Source organism: Sphingopyxis lindanitolerans (assembly GCF_002993885.1).
GTDB lineage: Bacteria > Pseudomonadota > Alphaproteobacteria > Sphingomonadales > Sphingomonadaceae > Sphingopyxis > Sphingopyxis lindanitolerans.
The window spans coordinates 2,502,009-2,521,500 of record NZ_CM009578.1 but is presented as its reverse complement, the minus strand read 5'-3'; the positions used below and the strand labels follow the sequence as shown (position 1 = coordinate 2,521,500).

Genomic DNA, 19,492 nt, shown 5'->3' with positions numbered 1-19,492 from the left:
GTGGGAAGCGGACGTGCCTCACTTTGCCATCCCGGCCTCACTTCGTCATCCCGGGCTTGATCCGGGGTGACGATGATGGACAGACCGCTTCCAGTCGATTGCAGTCCTTAAACCTCGTCATGCTGAACTCGTTTCAGCATCCATGGCCTGAATTCTCGTCCAGCGCCGCGCTGAATGAGACGTCCGGCCATGGACCCTGAAACAAGTTCAGGGTGTCGATGTAAGGTAGGTCAGCTTCGGGCCGTTAGCTGCCTTCGCCTTCAGTTCGGATAGGCCAACGGCGGGCGCCATGCGTTCTGGTCGACCGCGTCGCTGACCTTGTAGACCAGCCCCTTGCTGGTCAGGAACAATTTCTCCATCTCGCTGCGCGTGAAGGGGCGCGAGCCGACGCGGCCGAAGATCGCGATCTGCCCCCCCGTCTCGTCGACCGCGCGGTCGCGGTCGAGACCCTTCGACAGCGCGAGCGCCGGCGACGGGGTCTTGGCCCAGGCGATCAGTTCGGGGGTCGGCTTCGGTGAGAAACCATAAAGGCCCGGATTGTCGGGGCTGGTCAGTTGCAGCACCTTGATCCCATTCCGCCCGTCGGCCACATAGGCGAAGAGCGAGGCGTTGGTCGATCCGACAATCACATCCTCGGCATCATTGAGCGCGCCGCCAAAGGTCAGCCCCGGCCAGACGATCGGCGCCGCGGGGCGCGTCACATCGACGATGACGAGCCCGTCCTGCTTTGCCGCGACATACATATAGGTGCGCGCGACATAGATTTTCCGCGCATTGGCGAGCCGCACGGTCCCGCTCGGCACCGGCACCGGCCGGTCCATGTGGGTGATGTCGAAGAGGCTGACCCCCTCGGCATCGGTGACCCACAGATAACGGAACTGCACCGCGCTCGCGCGCGCGTCGGTCAGCGGCAATTGCGCGGTCACCTTTGGTTCGAGCGGGGTCGACAGATCGACCACGACCAGCCCGGCGTCGGTGGTGATATAGGCATAATTGCCCGCGAGCGTGACGTGGCGCGCGCCGGCGAGGACATTGTCGGGGTTCCAGGTCAGCGCCCGCGTCAGCCGGTTGTTGCGAAATTCGCCGTCGGCCAACGTGTCGATGTCGACGAGGATCAGGCCTTCGACGCTGTCGGTAATCACCGCGTAGCGATAGAGCGGGTGCAGCGCCTGTTCGTGGTTCTCGGGGAAATTCTTTCGGATATTGTCGTTGCGCGCCATGCTGATCGGCTGGTTGGTGCCGATCGCCATGCAGGTGGCGTTGGCCGATTTGACATGAGTGTCGTGCCCGAGCGGCGAGAAGGGGGCGCGGATGATGCGTTCGGAGAAGCCCTTGTTGCCGACCGCCGCGACGTCATAGACGCGGAAACCGCCCTTGCCCTCGGCCACGAACATATATTCGCCGCGCTGCTGGAGACAGTTCACCCGGCCGCTCGTCCCCTGGACGATGTTGCGGAATTCCTCGAGCGCCTGGCTTTCGCCCGACAATTTCTTGTCGAAGGCCTTGCCGCGCACCCAATTTTTGAGCTCGCGGCCATTTTTGTTGACGTGCAGATCCCAATAGTCGGGATAGGCATATTTCTGCAGATAGCTGCCGATCACCGCCTGCGGCTCTTCCCATTCGGTGACGCGCGTCGCCTGGAAGCTGTCCTCCTGTCCCGACCACACGTTGAGGCCGACGAAATTGACGAAATTGGTGCCCATCAGCATCAACTGCGACATGATCGCATTATTGTCGTCGGCCACCGACAAATGGCAGTCGGTGCAGTGCTTGGTTTCCTGGCGGCGCACCGTATGCGGGAAGTGCGGCGCGAAGGCCTGGCTCGAAAAGCCCGCGGACGAAATCGGCGGCTGCTGCACATAGATGCGTTCGCGGTTGATATTCGTCGATGACAATATCAGCGCCGAGGAAGATCGGACCGGGGTGATGATGCCGCGCGGATTGCCGTCGGCGTCGGGCTCGCCAGGCTTGGTAAGCATGTGCCGGCCGAGCTGGAACATCTCGTCGCGCGCCACCTGCGGGTTGTAGGTCGCGAAGTTGCGCGATTCCTCGCCCTCGAAATGATGCGACCGCGTCTTCCAGTTCGCCTCGATCGGCAAATGGCAGCCGCCGCAGCTCGTCGTCCACGACAAATGGCAGGTGAAGCAGGTCATGCGGTCGTCGCCATGGGCGCGATCCGCCTTCGCGACGCCCGGCCCCCACGCGAATTGGCCATCCTCGGCGCCGCTGCGCGACATCAGCTTCGCGCGCGCCGCCTTGGCGTTGAAATGCGGCCCGGGCGTCACCGACTGCTTGACCAGGCTGACCTGCCATTCGAGTTTCGGATCGACGATCGATCGCTGGATCAACCCGGTGATCTCGCCATCGTCATCATATTGGAACTCGAAGCGCCGCCGCCCGTCCATATTGCGCAAAAGCGCGAGGTTGGTGCCCTGCGGCCGCGCCGCGACGTTCGAGGTCAGCAGGTTCGGATAGGCATCGGCAGTGCCGTGGCAGTCCTTGCAGCTGATCTCGATCGCATTCGCGACCTCGCCCTGGATATAGCCATTGCCGTGGCTGTCCTGCGCGAAATGGCAGTCGGCGCACTGCATGCCCTTTTCGGCATGGATGTCCATCATATGGACCGTCTTGCCGGGGTTGATGCCGGGGGGCACGAACTTGCCCTCGACCCCCGGCTTGCCGGGATCGGCGCTCGCCAGGCAAAGCCCGCGCTCCTTCGCGTCCTCATAATGGTCGCAGCTCTTGCGCCATTTCTCGGGATCCTTGGGATCGATGATATGCGCGGTGTCGGTGCCATAGGTCGACATATTGCCGTCGGCGTCGAGCAGATTGCCGTTGCGGTCGCGCTTGAAGATGCCGCGGAAGTTCCAGCCATGCCCATGATAATCGGCGAACTGGGTGTTCTGGTTCGTGTCGTTGATGTCATAGACGTCGCGCAGGAATTCGACATCGGACCACAAGCCGCGCGGGCTCGCCCCCTCGGGGTTGCGTTCGAGCGCCTTATGGACCTCGGCGGCGGTCGGATAATGTTGTTGCTTATAGGTTTTTTGATACTCCTCGTCGCTCATCCCCGGCGGGCGCGGCGCGGTGTTGTTCGGCCCCGGCCACATCTGCGGCGCGTCGGATTCATAATCCCACATCGTGTAGCCGAGGTAGGAATTCAGGAAGATGTTCGGCTGGTGCATGTGGCAGGTCATGCACTGCGAGGTCGGGATCGCGCGGGTGAAGGCGTGGCCGATCGGATGCCCCGATTCGAGCCTTTCCCTGACCGGTTTCACCTGCGGTCCGGCCGCCGCCGCGGCGGGATCGACGAGCGCGCCATGCTCGCTGGCATCGGGCGCGTGGCTTCCGGCGGCGCCGTGGCCGCCGTCGTGTCCGTCCGCATCGGGCTTCCACTTGCGCTCTGCAATCGTCGGGTCGACCGTCGCGGTCTCGCCGTCGCGGCCATATTGGGCATAGATCAGGCTGTGCCGCGGCTCGCGGTCGTTGGCGTAGATGACATGGCACCCGGCGCAGCCCGAATGGCGATAGTCGCCCGGCTGGTCGTTGGTGCCCATGAACCACATATAGGGGTCGTTGAGACGGGTCTTGTGGAGGTTGAGGATCGCGATCGCGACGCGCAGCCCGGTGCCCGGACCGCGGTTCGACTGTTTGAGGTCGGGGCGCCCCGGCTCTTCGAGCCGCTGGATGCTGCCGGTCGGGTTGGGCAGGCCGATTTCGGAAAATTGCGTGCTGACGTTGCGCCCGCCGCGTTCGAACACCCGGAACACATCGCTGGGCGGGGTCACGTTCCAGCGCGGCAGCGGATAGACTTTGGCGAGCGCGCCGCGCTTTTTCTCGGCATCGGTCAATATCTTGTCGAAGCCGAAGGCCGGATCGCACGCCTGCTTATATTGCTCGGCGGTCAGGCGCGACGAGGGGGAGAGCAGGCAAGCCGCCTTGCCGTCGCGCGTATAGGCCTCGCCGAAGATCGAATTCTTGAACGGGACGATGCCATTGTTATAGGCGCCACCCGCCCAGAACATCGCCGCCGTCGACATCAGCGAGCGCTCGGCCGCCTCGATCACCTCGAGGTGGCAGGCGCCGCACGCCTCACGCGCGACGCGATAGTCGCTCGGGTTGACGAAGCGGACATATTCGGGCGCTTCCTTGTTGAGCAATGTATAGCTTCGCTTGGGATTCGCGGGACTGTCGCCCCACGCGCCGGGCAGCGTCGGCTGCGGGTGCGCGACCTTTTTTGCGGCAAGATTATAGGCACTGTCATAGCCGAGTTCGGGCTTGCCGAACGCCGCGGGCGAGGTCGAATCGCCGCCGTGGCAATCGGTACAGCCGAGCCGGACGGCGGGCGATTTGTGCATCGTCGGCAGGTCGGTGCGGACGTGGCAGCTATAGCAGCCCGCCGATTTCACCTGCATGTCCGCCTCGCTCTGCTCCTTGGGCGCGGGCGGAGTGAAGCGATAGGTCACCTGGACCGGCTTTTCCTCTTCGGAGGCGCGGACGCCCTGTGCGCCGAACGCCGCCATCATCAGGACAAAAGCGAGAAGGGCGAAGAGCTTGCGCGCCATGGTCTAAAAACTCACGATCAGATTGGCGAGGATCGAGACATAGGCCTTGTCGCGTTCCTGGTTGTCGAACAAATCCTTGAACCCCTTGCCGGGCAGGAGGACGGCGGCGCTGAGCCGCCCGACGATATTCTGCGTCGCCTTGGGCCGCCAGATGCTGGCGATCGACAGATCCCAGCCGATGTCCTTGGGAATCGAGCCTTCGACGCGCAGATTCTGGAGCGTCGTCGTATTGTCGAACCATAGATGGTTGGCGTTGACGCTGACGCGCATCTGCGGCGACAGGTCGAAATCGCCGCCGAGCCCGATGAAGACGGTGCCGGGATTGTTGAAGTTCGACTGCCCCTCTTCCTTCGACGAGCGCAGCGAATTCAAGATGCCGTTGCGGCCGTTGATCGAGATCACGCGCCCGCCGCCCGCGAAGGGGATCGTCTGGCGAATCCAGTAGCTGGTGTCGGCGCCGCCGAAGATCGGATTTTCAAAGATCGCGTCGAACCCGCCCTCGACATTATTATAAGGATCGCGGTCGCCGCTGGCGTAGAGCCCCGACAGGCGAAAGCGCATCCAGTCGTGATCATAGCTGAGTTCGGCGGCAGCGAAGCCGGCGCGAATCTTAGCCGGTTTGCTGGTGAAGAGGCTGTTCCGATCCTCGCCCAGCGCGGCATAGAAGCTGGCGGTGACGTTGATCCGCCCGATCCGCCCGTCGGCGCTATAGCCGAGATAGGTGACATCATATTCGCGCCCGCGCAGGTCGCCGAGCAGCGCCGGCCGCACCGGAAAGCCGTTGTGGTCGATCTGCACGTCGTTCTTTTCGCGGTTCATATTATAGGTCACGCTGACCTGGCTGGTCAGCCCGACGAACGGGAAATCCTGGCGATAGAGATTGCCGGTGAAGATGAAATCGTCGCGCGGGGTCTGGGTGATGTCGTTGAGGCCGCTGTTGGTGTCCTTTTCGAGCCGCCAGAAGGCCGCGAGATTATATTGGAAGCGATTGTCGTCGCGGTTGCCGAACAGGCGGACGCCAAGCTGGCTGTCGTTGAACAGGAAACCGCGAAAATCGCTCTGGAACGGTTGGATGCCGATGCGGATCGAGTGGAAGTCGTAGCGATCGCTGTCGTTGCCGAGATGCTTGTCGATGAAGGCTTCCTGCACGCCGATGAAATGATCGAAGCGATGGCTCTTCTTCGACGGGCGCACGTCGAGGACGCGCCGTTCGGGCACGTCGACATAATTGGCGTTATAGGCGAGGGTCAGGCGATATTCGACGTCGGGCGGCTTGAAGGCGGTGTTGCCCTTGATCAGCGCGAACCCGCCGATCAGCGTCTGCGACAGCACGAAGCTGCGATTCTTGCCGAAAACGTCGATGCTGCCCGGCCGCGATGTCGTCTGGACGCCGACCGGGATCGGGAAAGTGCGCGGTTCGAACACCGTGTCCGAAATCGCGTTGAGGACGAAGAACCAGTCGTCGCCGTTGATCGGCAGCCATTTGACCTTGCTGCGGTCGATCGGCCGATCACCCTTCAGCGTATTCTGGTGATAGGGGTCGAACCAGCGTTCCTTGACCACCCCCAGGCTTTCGATCAGGCGCCAACGGTCGGGTATCGGAAGCTGATCCTCCATCCCCGGAAAGGCCTGCGGCGGCGGCGGACGGAGCGCGCCGACATTGTCCTGCGTCAATTGATCGGGAAGATCGGGGGTATAGCCCGGACGGCGGCGGCCCTCGATGATCTGGGTGACGAGATCGTCGTTGACCATCAACTGCCAGTCGACCGGCGGCGGCGGCGGGGTGAGTTCCTCGACCGGCGGCTGGTCGGCGGACGACGCCGCGACGCTTTGGTCGGTCGCGGGCGGATCGGCGGCGGGCGGCGGTGGCGGCGCTTCGGCGGCGGGCGCACCCTGCGCCGCGAGAGTCGCGATAATCGGCCAGAGGCTGACTTCGACGCTCATCTATAGCCCGTCGCAGACATTCTGCTTCGCCGTGTCGAGGAAGGGGGCGAAGGGGCAATTGACGTAGCGCAGGCGCACCTTTGTATTGTCCGACAGCGTTACGACGACCGTATCGGTGCGGATCTTCTTCGGCGCATTGCCGATGGCGCTGGCGCCGCTGAAGCGCGCACCGCCATTGTGCGCGCCGAGGAAGCTGATCATGTCGTCCTGATCGATGCCGTCGCCCGACACGCCGATACCGCCGACGAGCTGGTTGCCGCGATAGATGGGCACCGATCCGGGGAAGATCTGGATGCCGTTCTGCAACCGGTTCTGCCCCGGCGCGACGTCGGGCAAGGTCGTGCAGCGCGCCGGGGTGTCGGGATTCGCGCCCTGCAGAAAGCCGACATGCTGGCCGATATTACCAATGATCAACGCCGATTGCAGCCCAGTCGAGAAGGGGTTGAACTGCGCGATCGGGCGCGAGAAGGGGCCGTTGGGCCGCCCGACCTCGCCATCGGGGAAATAGGGCCGCGACAGATTGCCACCCGCACGATCGGGAAAGGCGAGTGTGCCGGTGAGCACGGTCGGATCGTTCAGGAAGCTGCGCACCGCGGTGACGAACTGGCGGATGTCGGCGCTCGCGTTGGCGCTGAGCTCCGCCCCCGCCTGCGCGTTCGAGAAAAATGCGGCGGTGCGCGCTTTCTGCAAGGACACGTCGGAGCCGAAGATCGGCGCGTCGGGCGCGCGGACGATGCCGAGCGGGGCGCCGAAGGTATCGACGACGCTGATCGTCACCTCGGCGCGGCTGTCGAGCGGCTTGCGGATCTGCGCGCGCGCGCGGCTCATCACCGTGAAGGCTTCCTCGAGCAGCGCGCGCACTTCGGCTGCGGTGAGCGGCGCGCTGTTCGCCGCGCCGTCGGTGCCCGCGCGGATCGGATAACGGTTCGTCCCGCTGCCGTCGGTGAAGATGAAGGCGTCGCGGTTCGTGAATTCGGCCGCGGTCGCGGGGCGGATGCCCGACGCTTCGCTGCCATAGACGGTGCCCGCGCTGATCGCGGCATTGGCATAGCCGGTGACCGCGACGAGATTGCCCAGGGCGCCGTTCAGCGAGGCAAAGCTGGCGCCGCCGCTCGACTTCAGCCCCGCGGCGGTCGCGTCCGAATAGCGCAGGCTCGTCCCGTCGACGCTGATCTTGTCGGCGACGATCGCCGACGGCGGCGCGAACCCGCGCGTCCCGGCAAGCGCGATGAATTCCTCGGCATCGTCGTCGACATCGAGGATGTTGGTGTCGAGGCCATAGACCCCGTCGCCCATCACCCCGACCGCCCCGACGAGGACGCCATTCTTGTAGAGCGGCAGGCCGCCGGGATCGGCAGCGAGGCCGAGCGGCGAGCGTTTCGGCCCGATCATCGCCGCCGCGCCGACCGCGCCGAACCGCGACGAGAAATCGCTGCACGGAAGCTGGCTGAACTGCACCCCGAACAGCGGGCCGCTTTCAAGGCCGACGGTGGTCGGCGCGGGCGGGAAATGCTGCTGGACGATCTGGCTCGCGGTGCGGGTCGAAAAGGCGTTGCCGCCGCTCGAGAGATACGCGCCGGTGATCGCCTTGGCGATCGCGCCGCCCTCGGCGGGGAAGGTGACATTCTGCGCGTCCATGTTGACGCCATTGGGTGCCGGCGCGGTCGTCGCGGTCGCGCGCGCGCCGGTCATGCGGAACACGGCGAGGACATTGCCGACGCGATCGGTCACCGCGATCACCGACGGCAGGCTGCGCGCCTGCGCCTCCGAAATCGCGTTGGCGAGCACGGTCTGGACATCGGCGACGCTCAGCGATTCGGCGGCGGGCGGCGTATAGAGCCCGCCCGTCGGGGTCGGTGTGGGGGTCGGAACCGGCGTCGGCGTCGGCGTCGGCGTTCCGCCGCCCCCGCCCCCGCCGCACGACGCGAGGAGCAGCGAACCGGCCGCGGCAAAGGCCGCCGAGCGGAAGAGATGGGATGTGCTTTGCATATCGCTTACCGCAGCGCCCGGATCGCGCGCACCGCGCTGCCGAACGAAGCCTGGAAATCACTGGGCTTATAGGCGTTGGGATCCTTGACCGAGGTATAAGCGCGGTCGATGTCGGCGCGGATTCCCGCCGCGGCGCCGACGGTGACCCGGCCCGACGAAACCATCGCGTTGAGCAAGGTGTCGATCCCCATCACCGCCTGCTGCGAGCCCGAATAGTCGGTGAAGCGATCGGTGGTCGCCTTTGCCGCGACCGCGTCGACCAGCGTGAAGGCGTCGGCGCCCGAAAAGCCGCGCGACGCGAAGGCGCTCTTGAGCGCCGACACCGTCTGGCCGAGCTGCGCCGCCGCCGCGACGGCGCTCGCGCGGTCAATCGTCATCGCCTTGTGGAAGGCCGCGGTGCGCGCCGCGAGCTGGTCGGCAAGCGCGGGCGCGGCAACGCGCGCGGCTGCCGACAGCATGATCAGATTCTCGTCATTATAGGGCGGCATGCCTTCGGGAAGCGCGGCGCGCCCCGGATTGTCGACGCTGGTCTTCACCGGTTTCGCCTGGTCGTAGATGCGGCGATGGCAGCTATGGCAGTCGAGGAAATAAAATTCGGGGAACATCCCCTCGGTCCCGCGCCGCGACTGAAAGAGCGACAGGCTGCGTTCGAGCGCGGTCGCCTGTCCCACCGCCCACATCTGGACATGGTCGGTGCGCGCGCCGCTCGCGCCGAATTTGCGCCAGCCATAGTCGGCGTCTTCGTGATGATGCGCCTGGAGCGAGGAGAAGAGGTCGAGCTCGAACGAGATGCGCGGGTGCCCCGCCGCCATGATGCGGTGGGTGACGAACTGCCCCTCGCCCGCCGCGCCGAAATGGCAATCGACGCACACGGCGGCGCGCACCACCGGATCCTCGAGCTTGCGGAGGCCCGCGCGCAGGTTCGCCAGATGCTTTTCGCGCATCTCGCGGTCGGGATCGGCGGTGGTGGTGACCCCTGCATAATGGCTCGCGATCCAGCCGCCCGCCGGACCGTGGCACGATTCGCAGCCGACCCCGTCCTCGACCGGGGCGCCGCGCGCCGTCCCCGCCGTGCTGTGGCAGCCGAGGCACATCGGCGCCTTTGCCGGATCTCCGATGCCGAGATTGCGCGCGATGAACTGGCTGCGGCTGCCCTGAAGCACCGCCCAGGCGCGGCTGTGCGCGCCGCCGGGGGTCGAAGGCTCCTGCCATTTCATCAGCTCGTCCTGGCGGACGACGGTGCCGTCACCCTCCATCCGGCCGTGGCAGGTCGATCCGGCGCAGGAGGCGACCCCGGTATAATGGGCGCCGCCCTCGCCCTGCGAACGCGCGGGCGGGGCGGAGACGATCGCCGCGACGACCAGCGCGAGCAAAAGAAGCGCGAACGCGCCCATGGCCGCCCATGGTCGCTCGCCGCGCCTCACTTTCGCGTCGGTCGTCATGCCCTGTGTCCCCTTTCCCGCCTGACGCCTTTGCGCCTAGACCGTCATCATACAACCCCGAATGCGAGCATCGCGTCGGCAACTTTCTTGAAACCCGCGATATTCGCGCCCTTCACATAGTCGATATAACCATCGCCGCGATCGCCATAGGTCAGGCAGCTTTTGTGGATACCGTCCATGATGTCCTTGAGCATCTGTTGCAACTCGCCTTCGCTCCACGCGCGGCGACCGCTGTTCTGGCTCATCTCGAGGCCCGACACGGCGACGCCGCCGGCATTGGCGGCCTTGCCCGGCGCGAACATGATCTTCGCGTCGCGGAAGTGATGCGCGCCTTCGAGGTTGGTCGGCATGTTGGCGCCCTCGCTGACCGCGATGCAGCCGTTCTTGACGAGCGCCCGGGCATCGTCGCCGAGCAGTTCATTCTGCGTCGCGCACGGCAGCGCGACGTCGCACGGGACATTCCACGGCGTCTTGCCCGCGGTGAAGGTCGCGCCCTTATACTCGGCGCAATAATCCTCGATCCGGCCGCGGCGGTGCGTTTTGTGCGCCTTCACCCAGTCGATCTTTTCCTGGGTGATGCCGTCGGGATCATGGATGAAGCCCGCCGAATCGGACAGCGTCAGCACCTTGCCGCCAAGCTGGACGATCTTTTCCGCAGCGTGCGTCGCGACATTGCCCGAGCCCGAGATGACCGCGCTCTTGCCGACGAGATCCTGCCCCTTGGCGGCGAGCATGTTGGCGAGGAAATAGACCGCGCCATAGCCGGTCGCCTCGGTGCGGATCAGCGAGCCGCCCCATTCGAGGCCCTTGCCGGTCAGCACCCCGGTAAATTCGTTGGTGATGCGCTTGTACTGACCGAACATATAGCCGATCTCGCGCCCGCCGACGCCGATGTCGCCCGCGGGCACGTCGATGTCGGCGCCGATGTGGCGATAGAGTTCGGTCATGAAGCTTTGGCAAAAGCGCATGATCTCGCGCACGCTCTTGCCCTTGGGGTTGAAGTTCGAGCCGCCCTTGCCGCCGCCCATCGGCAAGCCGGTGAGCGCGTTCTTGAACGTCTGTTCGAACGCCAGGAATTTGAGGACGCTTTCGGTCACCGAGGGGTGAAAACGGATGCCGCCCTTGTAAGGGCCGATGGCATTGTTGTTCTGGACGCGCCAGCCGCGCTGGACGCGAATATTGCCGCTGTCATCCTCCCAGCACACGCGGAAGGAGACGACCCGGTCGGGCTCGGCGATGCGCCGCAATATCTGCTGCGCGTGATATTCCTCCTTGTCGGCGATGAAGTCGAAAATGTCCTCGGACACTTCCTGCACCGCCTGGACGAACTCGGGTTGCCCCGGGTTGCGCCGTTTTACGCCTTCCATGAACGTCGAAAAGTCGACGTGATCCGAAACTGCCATGCACCCCTCCCCTATATGTCTGGGAAAATCGGTGCGACCCACTGACGATTTTATCGTTGACCGACCTTGCCGAGGAAAGGCTACACCATCGCGAAGCAAAGGCAAGACGCGAGCGCGTGGCGATCCTATTTTTTGGTGCGCCGCACAATGGACAAAGGCGAGGACAAAGATGAACGAGAGCAAGAAGATGGCGGGGGGCATGAATGGAGCCAACCGGGCGATATTGATCGCCGCCTTCGTGTTGCTGGCAGGGGCCGTCGGCTATGCAATCTGGCGCGATTCCGCCCCTTCCGCGCCCGCCGCGCCATCCACCGCGTCTGCGTCCCCCGACGATCAGCTCGCCGCGCTCGAAGCGCGGACCCAGCGCGAACCGAACAGCGCCGGGGCGTGGACGGCGCTCGGCGCGGCGCGGTTCGACATGAGCGATTATGCCGGCGCCGCCGCCGCTTATGAGAAAGCGACGGCGCTTTCGCCCGAGTCGGCGGGGCTGTGGTCGGCGCTCGGCGAGGCGCGTGTGATGGCGAGCGCGCGCGATCCGATGCCCGCCGCGGCGCTTGAAGCCTTCGACAAGGCGATCAAGCTCGACGCCAAGGACCCGCGCGCGCGCTATTTCCTCGCGGTCAAAAAGGATCTTGGCGGCGACCACAAGGGTGCGATCGAGGACTGGTTCGCGCTGCTCGCCGACACCCCGCAGGGGGCGCCGTGGGAAGCCGACCTTCGCCGCACGATCGAGCAGGTCGGCGCGATCCACAAGATCGACGTCGCGATGCGACTGACCAACACCCAGGCGCGGCCGCTGACGCCCGCGGAGATGCCGGTCGCCGCGCGCGCCATCCCCGGCCCGAGCCGCGCCGACATGGAAGCCGCCTCGCAGCTTCCCAAGGGGCAGCAGGACGCGATGATCGAGGGCATGGTGAGCGGACTGGAGGCCAAGCTGAAAGCCGACCCGGCGAATGTCGATCGCTGGATCATGCTGATGCGCAGCCGCATGACGCTGGGCGAGACGGCGAAAGCCGCGCAGGCGCTGAAAGACGGCATCGCGGCCAATCCGGGCGCGGCGACACGGCTGAAGGCGCAGGCGCAAATGCTGGGGGTGCCGGGAGCTTAGGAAATACTCCATGGTCCCCGCGAAAGCAGGGACACATCCCCCTCTTCATGCACGGCCGCCGCCGAAAGGCCAGAATTGGGACTGTAATTGCACATTGGCGCGCGATCGGGAAACGGCTATAATGGCCGCGCTGCGGGGGGAACCATAAAAATAGGGTCGCCGCGGCATAAGCCGCGAGACGCTTCGGGCGTATCGCTCGGGACAGCCGTCCACTCTGTATCGGGCCTCGTGGTTGTGGATGCCTGCCGCTTCGGCGGCGGGTTTCTTTCTACCCCGCCATCAGCGCCGCATTGCCGCCCGCCGCGGTGATGTCGGTCGAGACCGACTTTTCCTCGGCAAAGCGATGCAGATAATGCGGGCCGCCGGCCTTTGGCCCGGTTCCCGACAGGCCGCGCCCGCCAAAGGGTTGCGAGCCGACGATCGCGCCGATCTGGTTGCGGTTGACATAGACATTGCCGACCGCGGCGCGCGCCGCGATATGCGCCGCAACGCCGTCGATGCGCGTGTGGACGCCGAGCGTCAGGCCATAGCCCGAGGCGTTGATCGCATCGATCAGCGCGTCGAGCTCGCCGCCCTTCCACGTCGCGACATGGAGCACGGGGCCGAAAATCTCGCGCTTCAGATCGGTGACATGGTCGAGGCGGATCATCACCGGCGGCACGAAATGGCCGCCTGCCGGGAGGGTCGTGCGCGACGCCTCGGCGATCACCCGGCCCGCGGCGCGCGCCTCGGCGACATAGGCGGCAATATGGGCCTGCGCCTCGTCGTCGATGATCGGACCGACGTCGGTCGCGAGCAGCGCGGGGTCGCCGACGTTGAGTTCGGCCATCGCGCCCGCGACCATCTCGATCATCGTATCCGCCACATCCTCCTGCACGCAGAGCAGACGGAGCGCCGAGCAGCGTTGCCCCGCCGACTGGAAGGCGCTGGCGACCGCATCGCGCGCGACCTGTTCGGGAAGCGCGGTCGAATCGACGATCATCGCATTGGCGCCGCCGGTTTCGGCGATCAGCGTCGCGATCGGGCCGTCGCGCCCGGCGAGGCCGCGGTTGATCATCCGCGCGACCTCGGTCGATCCGGTAAAGGCGACCCCGATGATGTCGGCGTGTCCGGTGAGCGCCGCGCCGACCGTCTCGCCGCGGCCGGGGAGATAGTGAAGCACGTCGCCGGGGACGCCCGCTTCGAGCAAGAGCTCGACCGCGGCATGGGCGATGAGCGGGGTCTGCTCGGCGGGCTTCGCGAGCACGGCGTTGCCCGCGGCGAGCGCCGCCGACACCTGGCCGAGGAAGATAGCGAGCGGGAAGTTCCACGGGCTGATGCAGACGAAGACGCCCTTGCCTTCGAGGATCAGCTCGTTGCGTTCGCCGGTCGGACCGGGGAGCGCGACTGGCCAGGTGAAATCGGCGCGCGCCTGCGCGGCGTAATAGCGCAGGAAATCGGCCGCCTCGCGCACCTCGGCGATCGCGTCGGCCAGGCTCTTGCCCGCCTCGTCGATCGCCAGCCCAAGGAAGAAGGCGTCGCGTTCCTCGAGCAGGTCGGCGGCGCGTTCGAGGCGTTCGGCGCGAAAGGCGCCCCCGGCGAGGCTCCAGTCGCCCTGCGCGCGGCGCGCGGCCGCGACGGCGGCTGCGACGGCCCGGCTATCGGCCTCGATCACCTGGCCGACGATGGCGCCGGTCGCGGGGTTTTGAACGGGTTCGGCCGCGCCGCCCTGCGCTGCGCCGCCGACGATCGGCGCGGCGACCAGATCGGTGCGGCGCGCCTTGGCGATCGCGGCGGCTAGCGCTTCGGGCACGCCGGGGTCGCCCAGATCATAGCCGCGCGAATTGCGGCGCGCGGGCTCGAAAAGGGCGAGGCCAGTCGCGATGTTGGAAGGGGTGCTCGCAATGCTGCGCGGATCGACCGCCAATTCCTCGGCCGTCACGTCGGGGTCGGAGAATTGATGGACGAAGCTGCTGTTCGCGCCGTTTTCGAGCAGGCGGCGGACGAGATAGGCGAGGAGATCGCGGTGCGTGCCCACCGGCGCATAGACGCGCACCGGACGCGGCGGCGGCGACAGCGCGACGATCGCGTCGTGCGCGCCCTCGCCCATGCCGTGGAGCCGTTGCAGTTCGTAATCGGCGCCCGCGAACAGCTCGGCGACGAAGGCCAGCGTCATCGCATTGTGGCTGGCGAAGGCAGGGAAGATCGCGTCCTGACAGCCCCGCAATATTTCGGCGCACGCCATATAATTGAGGTCGGTATGGTTCTTCGCGGTGAACACCGGGAAATCGCCGAGCCCCAGCGTCTGCGCGCGCTTGATCTCGGTATCCCAATAGGCGCCCTTGACGAGTCGCATCGACAGCTTGACGCCGCGTGCCCGCGCCCGGGCGGCGACCCAGCGGATCACCTCGGGGGCGCGTTTCTGATAGGATTGGATGACGATGCCGAGCCCGGTCCAGCCATCGGCGATCCCGGCGTCGATCAGCGCGCCATAGACATCCATATGCGGTTCGAGCCGGTCGCTTTCCTCGGCATCGATCATCAGCGGGATGTTGACGTCGCGCGCGGCGCGCGCCAGCTCGATCACGCGCGGGATCAGTTCCTCGCGGACGCGCTGCCCTTGCAGATAGTCGTAGCGCGGATGAAGCGCCGACAGCTTGATCGAAATGCCGTGGTTGACGAAGGGGTCGCCGGGCCTTGCCTTGCGGCCGATGCGCGCGATCGCGTTCGCATAGCTGGCGTAATAGCGCGCCGCATCGTCGGCGGTGCGCGCCGCTTCGCCCAGCATGTCGAAGCTCGCAAGTTCGCTCGCGTCCTTGTCAGCGCGCTTGACCGCGGCGTCGATGGTCTCACCCATCACGAATTGCTGGCCGAGCATCTTCATCGCCGCGAGCGCCGCCTGGCGGATCAGCGGCTCGCCCGAGCGGCGGATCATCGATTTGAGCAAAGTGAGCGGGTTCGCCCTGCTGCCCAATGCACCGAGCATCAGCGTCGCCGAACCGAGCGACAGCCCGCGCGCCGAGAGCGCGACGATCAGCGGGCTGTCCTCATCCTCGCCCTCGTTCCAATGGCGCCCGGCGATCTTGTCGCGGATCAGCGCGTTGGCGGTCGCGCTGTCGGGGACGCGGAGCAGCGCCTCGGCGAGACACATCAGCACGACGCCCTCCTCGGTCGACAGACGATAGCGGTTCATGAGCTGCGCGACGAGCGTCTCGCGGTCGCCCTCGGCCTTTGCCTTGCGGATCAGTGCGAGCCCGCGCTGCGTCGTCGCCGCGACGGTGGCGGGCGAGCGGGCGAGGTCGGCGCGCAGGTCGGCGACGATATCGGCCTCGGAGCGGCGAGCGAGAGCACGGAGGGCGGCGCGGTCGGTGGGCTGGATCATGCCGATGGCATAGCATATCGCCAATAGGCGATCAGCCTTCATACTGACAGTCGTATTTATGTTTTGACCAAATTTCTATACTGATTTAGGCGAAAGATATGAAAAATACTCCCTTCATGGTCGAATTGGATGAGTTCGATCGCAAGATCCTCGCCATTTTGGGGCGCGACGGGCGGATCACCTATACCGAGTTGGCGCAGCGCGTCGGACTGTCGAAGACGCCGTGCCAGCAGCGCGTCAAACGGCTGGTCGAGAGCGGACTGATCATCGGCTTTCGCGCAATCGTCGATCCGGCGAAGGTCGGGCTCGACCATGTCGCCTTTACCGAAGTGAAATTGTCCGACACGCGCGAAGAGGCGCTGCGGCGATTCAACAGCGCGGTGCGGCAAATCCCCGAGGTCGAGGAATGCCACATGATCGCGAGCAGCTTCGACTATCTGCTCAAGGTCCGCACCCCCGACATCCGCCGTTACCGCATCGTGCTCGGCGAAAAAATCTCGAGCCTGCCGCATGTCGCGAGCACCTCGACCTTCGTCGCGATGGAGACGATCCTCGAGTCGGCGCGCTAGGACGGATCGACATTTGGTTCTGGCGGGCTGCAAATGGCAATCTTCCGCGCTTCCGGTGCTCACGTGCATGGAGCACGCTGCGCTCCGGGTCACGCAAGACCACCATTTTCGCTCCGCCATCTCCTAATGTCGATCCGTCCTAGGCCAACATCTCGCGCACATAATCGACCGAGCCGCGCGCATCGCCGAGCCGCGCAGCGCCGAGCAGGCGGTTCCAGTATGTTTCCGACCCGTCGGCGAGCCGCCATTCGTGGAGGCGGCGGGTATAGAGCTGGAGGTCATATTCCGCGCTGATCCCGATCGCGCCGTGGATGGCATGCGCGGTCGCGGCGAGGCGGGGGGCGGCGGTGCTGGTGATCGACTTGGCGGTCGCGGCGGCGGCGAGGCTTGGCGGCAGGCCGCCCGCGCAGCCGAGCTGCGCCGCGATGCGGCACGCAACCATATCCTCGGCCATCACCGCCATCTGTTGCTGGAGCGCCTGCTGTTTTCCGATCGGCTTGCCGAACTGGACGCGCTCGTTCGCATAGGCGGCGGTCATCGTCGTGAGCCGGTCGGCAGCGCCCGCGATCAGCGCGGCGCGCAGGATCGCGGCGACGGCGCGAAGGCCGCCGGGCGGCGCGGCACCAACGCTGACCCCCCCAGGCGCATCCCAGCGCATGCGCGCGGCGAGACTGCCCGGCACCCCTGTCGGCTCGCCATCGGCTTCGACCAGATAAAGCTGGCTCCCGCTTTCGAGCAGGACGTGGTGCGCGACGCCGCCGAAGGGCACGACGATCGCGGTTCCGGGGTCCGCGACCGCCAGGGCGATCGGGCCAGCAGGCGCGGCGGGCGCAGCAGGCGCGGCGGCCAGCAGCGTCCGCGCCAGCATCGTTTCGCCGACCGGCAGCGGCACGGCGTGGCGGCCGAGCGCCTGCCACAGCGGGCCGATTTCGGACAAGGGCAATCCTGCCCCACCGCAATCTTCGGGAACTAGCGCGTCGAGGAAGCCCGATTCGGCGATGCCGTCCCACAGCGCCGCAGCGCTGCCCCCGGCTTCGATCGCACGCACCGTCGCGGGCGGCGACAGCGCTTCGAGCATCCGTTCGAAAGGTTCGAGAAATTCGTTCATCACCCCAACCCCTACCGCAGGCCCATGCCGCGCGCGATGATGCCGCGCAGGATTTCGCGCGTTCCGCCGCGCAGCGAGAAACTCGGCGCCACATGGGTGACGTAGAGCAAGGCACGATACAGGTCGGCGGCGACCGCCTCGTCCGGGTGCGACGCGAGATCGTCGCCGATCAGCACGGGAAGCTGCTGTTCGAACGCGGTGCCGAGATCCTTGACCAGCGACGCCTCGGTCACCGGGCTTTCGCCCGCCGCGAGCCGCGCGGTGCAGGCGATCGACATCGCGCGCAGCACGCCGAGCCGCGCGGTGGCATCGCCGACGAGCGCCCGCGTCGCGGCATCGTCGCGGCCCACGCCACGCAGATGCGCGATCCAGGCATCGAGCAGCACGACGCTCGAATAGATGCGCTCGGGACCGCTACGCTCGAAGGCGAGTTCGGCGGTGACCTGTTTCCATCCTTCGCCCTCTTCGCCGATCAGCGCGTCGGCGGGCAGGTCGACATCCTCGAAGAAGACTTCGGCGAAATGTTCGTCGCCGGCCAGGTCGCGGATCGGGCGGATGGTGACGCCGGGGACCTTCAGGTCGATGATGAGTTGCGACAGGCCGGCGTGGCGGTCGTCGGGGCCGCCCGAGGTGCGCAGGAGCGCGATCATATAGTCGCAGTGCGGCGCGCCAGAGGTCCAGATTTTCTGCCCGTTGACGCGCCAGCCGGTTTCGGTGCGGTCGGCGCGGGTCCGGACGCTCGCAAGATCGGAGCCCGATCCGGGTTCGCTCATCCCGATGCAGAAGAAAATCTCGCCGCGCGCGATGCGGGGGAGATAGGATTGGCGCTGCGCTTCATTGCCGAAATTGAGGATCAGCGGCGCGCTCTGCCGGTCGGCGATCCAGTGCGCCGCGACCGGCGCGCCGAGGCCAAGCAATTCCTCGACGACGACAAAACGGGCGAACGGCCCGCGCTCGTGCCCACCATAGCGCTTGGGGAGCGTCAGGCCGAGGAACCCCGCTTCGCCGAGGCGGCGACTGAACGCGGGATCATAGCCCTGCCACGATCGCGCGCGCTCGTCGGTGTCTGCCGCCGATGCGGCGGTGGCCGCGAGCGCGCGAATCGCCGGCCGGATCGCCTCGTCGGCGGGCGGCAGGCTGGCGAGACTGAGCGTATCGAACACCGGCGTCCTCTCCTACATATCGTGCGACATCGCCGCTATTGCGCCAGGCGCGCCACGACAAGCTGCTTTTTGTGCGAGCGCCAAGGCGCCGAAGGATTGACCCGCGCCGCGCGAAACGGCAAAGGCCGGTCATCGCGCGGGTGTAGCTCAATGGCAGAGCAGAAGCTTCCCAAGCTTACGACGAGGGTTCGATTCCCTTCACCCGCTCCATTTTGCTGCCCACGCGCAGTCGCTGATGGTTGAAAAAACCCTGAAAATCCGCTAGTTTTTGAGCATTCACTGGCTTCCGGTGATTGTCCATGATCGCGTGTAGCTGAACGATTCGGGGGCATATCCGGGGGCCTTTCCAAAGCCCCTGGTTTGCGAGGCCCCCAAATGGCGCTCACCGACACCGCGATCCGCAAAGCGAAGCCAAAAGATAAGCCTTATAAGGTCTCGGATTCGGGCGGCCTTTATCTTTTGGTCAATCCGACCGGCAGCAAACTTTGGCGCGTTAAATATCGCCTGCATGGAGTGGAGCGTAAACTGGCCCTCGGCGCTTATCCTGCGATTACGCTCGCGGAGGCGCGAGCGGCTAGAGAAGATGCAAAGAAGCAGCTCGCCCATGCCGTCGATCCCAACACTGCCAAGCGGCAGGCTCGGATCGCTGCGAGCATCAGCGCGGGCAACAGCTTCTCGGCGGTGGCTGAAGAGCTGATAGCGAAGCGCGAGAATGTGGATCGGCGTGCAAAAAGGACCCCGTTAGCGGGGTGATCGGCGTCTAAAAGGGACCCCTCATTTCGATGGTTTAAGCAGCCGGCTGGATAATCAGGCGGCGAGATCGGGATGTTGGTTTTGGAG

11 protein-coding genes and 1 tRNA gene are annotated in these 19,492 nt (G+C 65.9%); 4 read left to right on the top strand and 8 right to left on the bottom strand.

The window, feature by feature from the left end; translation table 11 throughout:
* Positions 1 to 260: 260 nt before the first annotated feature.
* The 5 genes from CVO77_RS12130 to gdhA are packed head-to-tail and all read right to left on the bottom strand — an operon-like array spanning position 261 to position 11,343.
* The gene (locus tag CVO77_RS12130; protein WP_105999283.1) at positions 261 to 4,565 is read right to left on the bottom strand and encodes a hypothetical protein; all 4,305 of its coding nucleotides are present in this window, start codon (positions 4,563 to 4,565) and stop codon (positions 261 to 263) included.
* 3 nt (positions 4,566 to 4,568) lie between these two features.
* Positions 4,569 to 6,509: a hypothetical protein gene (locus tag CVO77_RS12125; RefSeq protein WP_105999282.1), complete on the bottom strand. Its 1,941-nt coding sequence runs from the start codon at positions 6,507 to 6,509 to the stop codon at positions 4,569 to 4,571.
* Positions 6,510 to 8,498: a heme-binding protein gene (locus CVO77_RS12120; protein WP_105999281.1), complete on the bottom strand. Its 1,989-nt coding sequence runs from the start codon at positions 8,496 to 8,498 to the stop codon at positions 6,510 to 6,512.
* Between the two features lie 5 nt (positions 8,499 to 8,503).
* Positions 8,504 to 9,940: a multiheme c-type cytochrome gene (locus CVO77_RS12115; RefSeq protein WP_105999280.1), complete on the bottom strand. Its 1,437-nt coding sequence runs from the start codon at positions 9,938 to 9,940 to the stop codon at positions 8,504 to 8,506.
* Between the two features lie 47 nt (positions 9,941 to 9,987).
* Positions 9,988 to 11,343, bottom strand: a complete 1,356-nt coding sequence (gene gdhA / locus CVO77_RS12110) for an NADP-specific glutamate dehydrogenase (protein WP_105999279.1) — start codon at positions 11,341 to 11,343, stop codon at positions 9,988 to 9,990.
* Between the two features lie 169 nt (positions 11,344 to 11,512).
* On the opposite strand from gdhA, the gene CVO77_RS12105 reads away from it, so the two are divergent.
* Positions 11,513 to 12,451: a tetratricopeptide repeat protein gene (locus tag CVO77_RS12105; protein WP_105999278.1), complete on the top strand. Its 939-nt coding sequence runs from the start codon at positions 11,513 to 11,515 to the stop codon at positions 12,449 to 12,451.
* Between the two features lie 268 nt (positions 12,452 to 12,719).
* Here CVO77_RS12105 and putA read toward each other — a convergent pair whose 3' ends face one another.
* Entirely contained in the window at positions 12,720 to 15,812 is a 3,093-nt protein-coding gene (putA, locus tag CVO77_RS12100) for a bifunctional proline dehydrogenase/L-glutamate gamma-semialdehyde dehydrogenase PutA (protein WP_106000805.1), read from the bottom strand.
* A gap of 98 nt (positions 15,813 to 15,910) precedes the next feature.
* Between putA and CVO77_RS12095 the strand changes: the two genes are divergently transcribed.
* Positions 15,911 to 16,381, top strand: coding sequence for an Lrp/AsnC family transcriptional regulator (locus CVO77_RS12095; RefSeq protein ID WP_192878822.1), 471 nt, complete (start codon positions 15,911 to 15,913; stop codon positions 16,379 to 16,381).
* A gap of 139 nt (positions 16,382 to 16,520) precedes the next feature.
* Here CVO77_RS12095 and CVO77_RS12090 read toward each other — a convergent pair whose 3' ends face one another.
* Both CVO77_RS12090 and CVO77_RS12085 read right to left on the bottom strand, forming a co-directional pair.
* Complete coding sequence (locus tag CVO77_RS12090) at positions 16,521 to 17,489, bottom strand: acyl-CoA dehydrogenase family protein (protein ID WP_105999276.1); 969 nt, start codon at positions 17,487 to 17,489, stop codon at positions 16,521 to 16,523.
* A gap of 11 nt (positions 17,490 to 17,500) precedes the next feature.
* Entirely contained in the window at positions 17,501 to 18,652 is a 1,152-nt protein-coding gene (locus CVO77_RS12085; protein ID WP_105999275.1) for an acyl-CoA dehydrogenase family protein, read from the bottom strand.
* 136 nt (positions 18,653 to 18,788) lie between these two features.
* Between CVO77_RS12085 and CVO77_RS12080 the strand changes: the two genes are divergently transcribed.
* Positions 18,789 to 18,862: transfer RNA gene (locus CVO77_RS12080), tRNA-Gly, on the top strand.
* A 165-nt stretch (positions 18,863 to 19,027) separates the two neighbouring features.
* The gene (locus CVO77_RS12075) at positions 19,028 to 19,405 is read left to right on the top strand and encodes an Arm DNA-binding domain-containing protein (RefSeq protein WP_105999274.1); all 378 of its coding nucleotides are present in this window, start codon (positions 19,028 to 19,030) and stop codon (positions 19,403 to 19,405) included.
* Positions 19,406 to 19,492 lie beyond the last annotated feature (87 nt).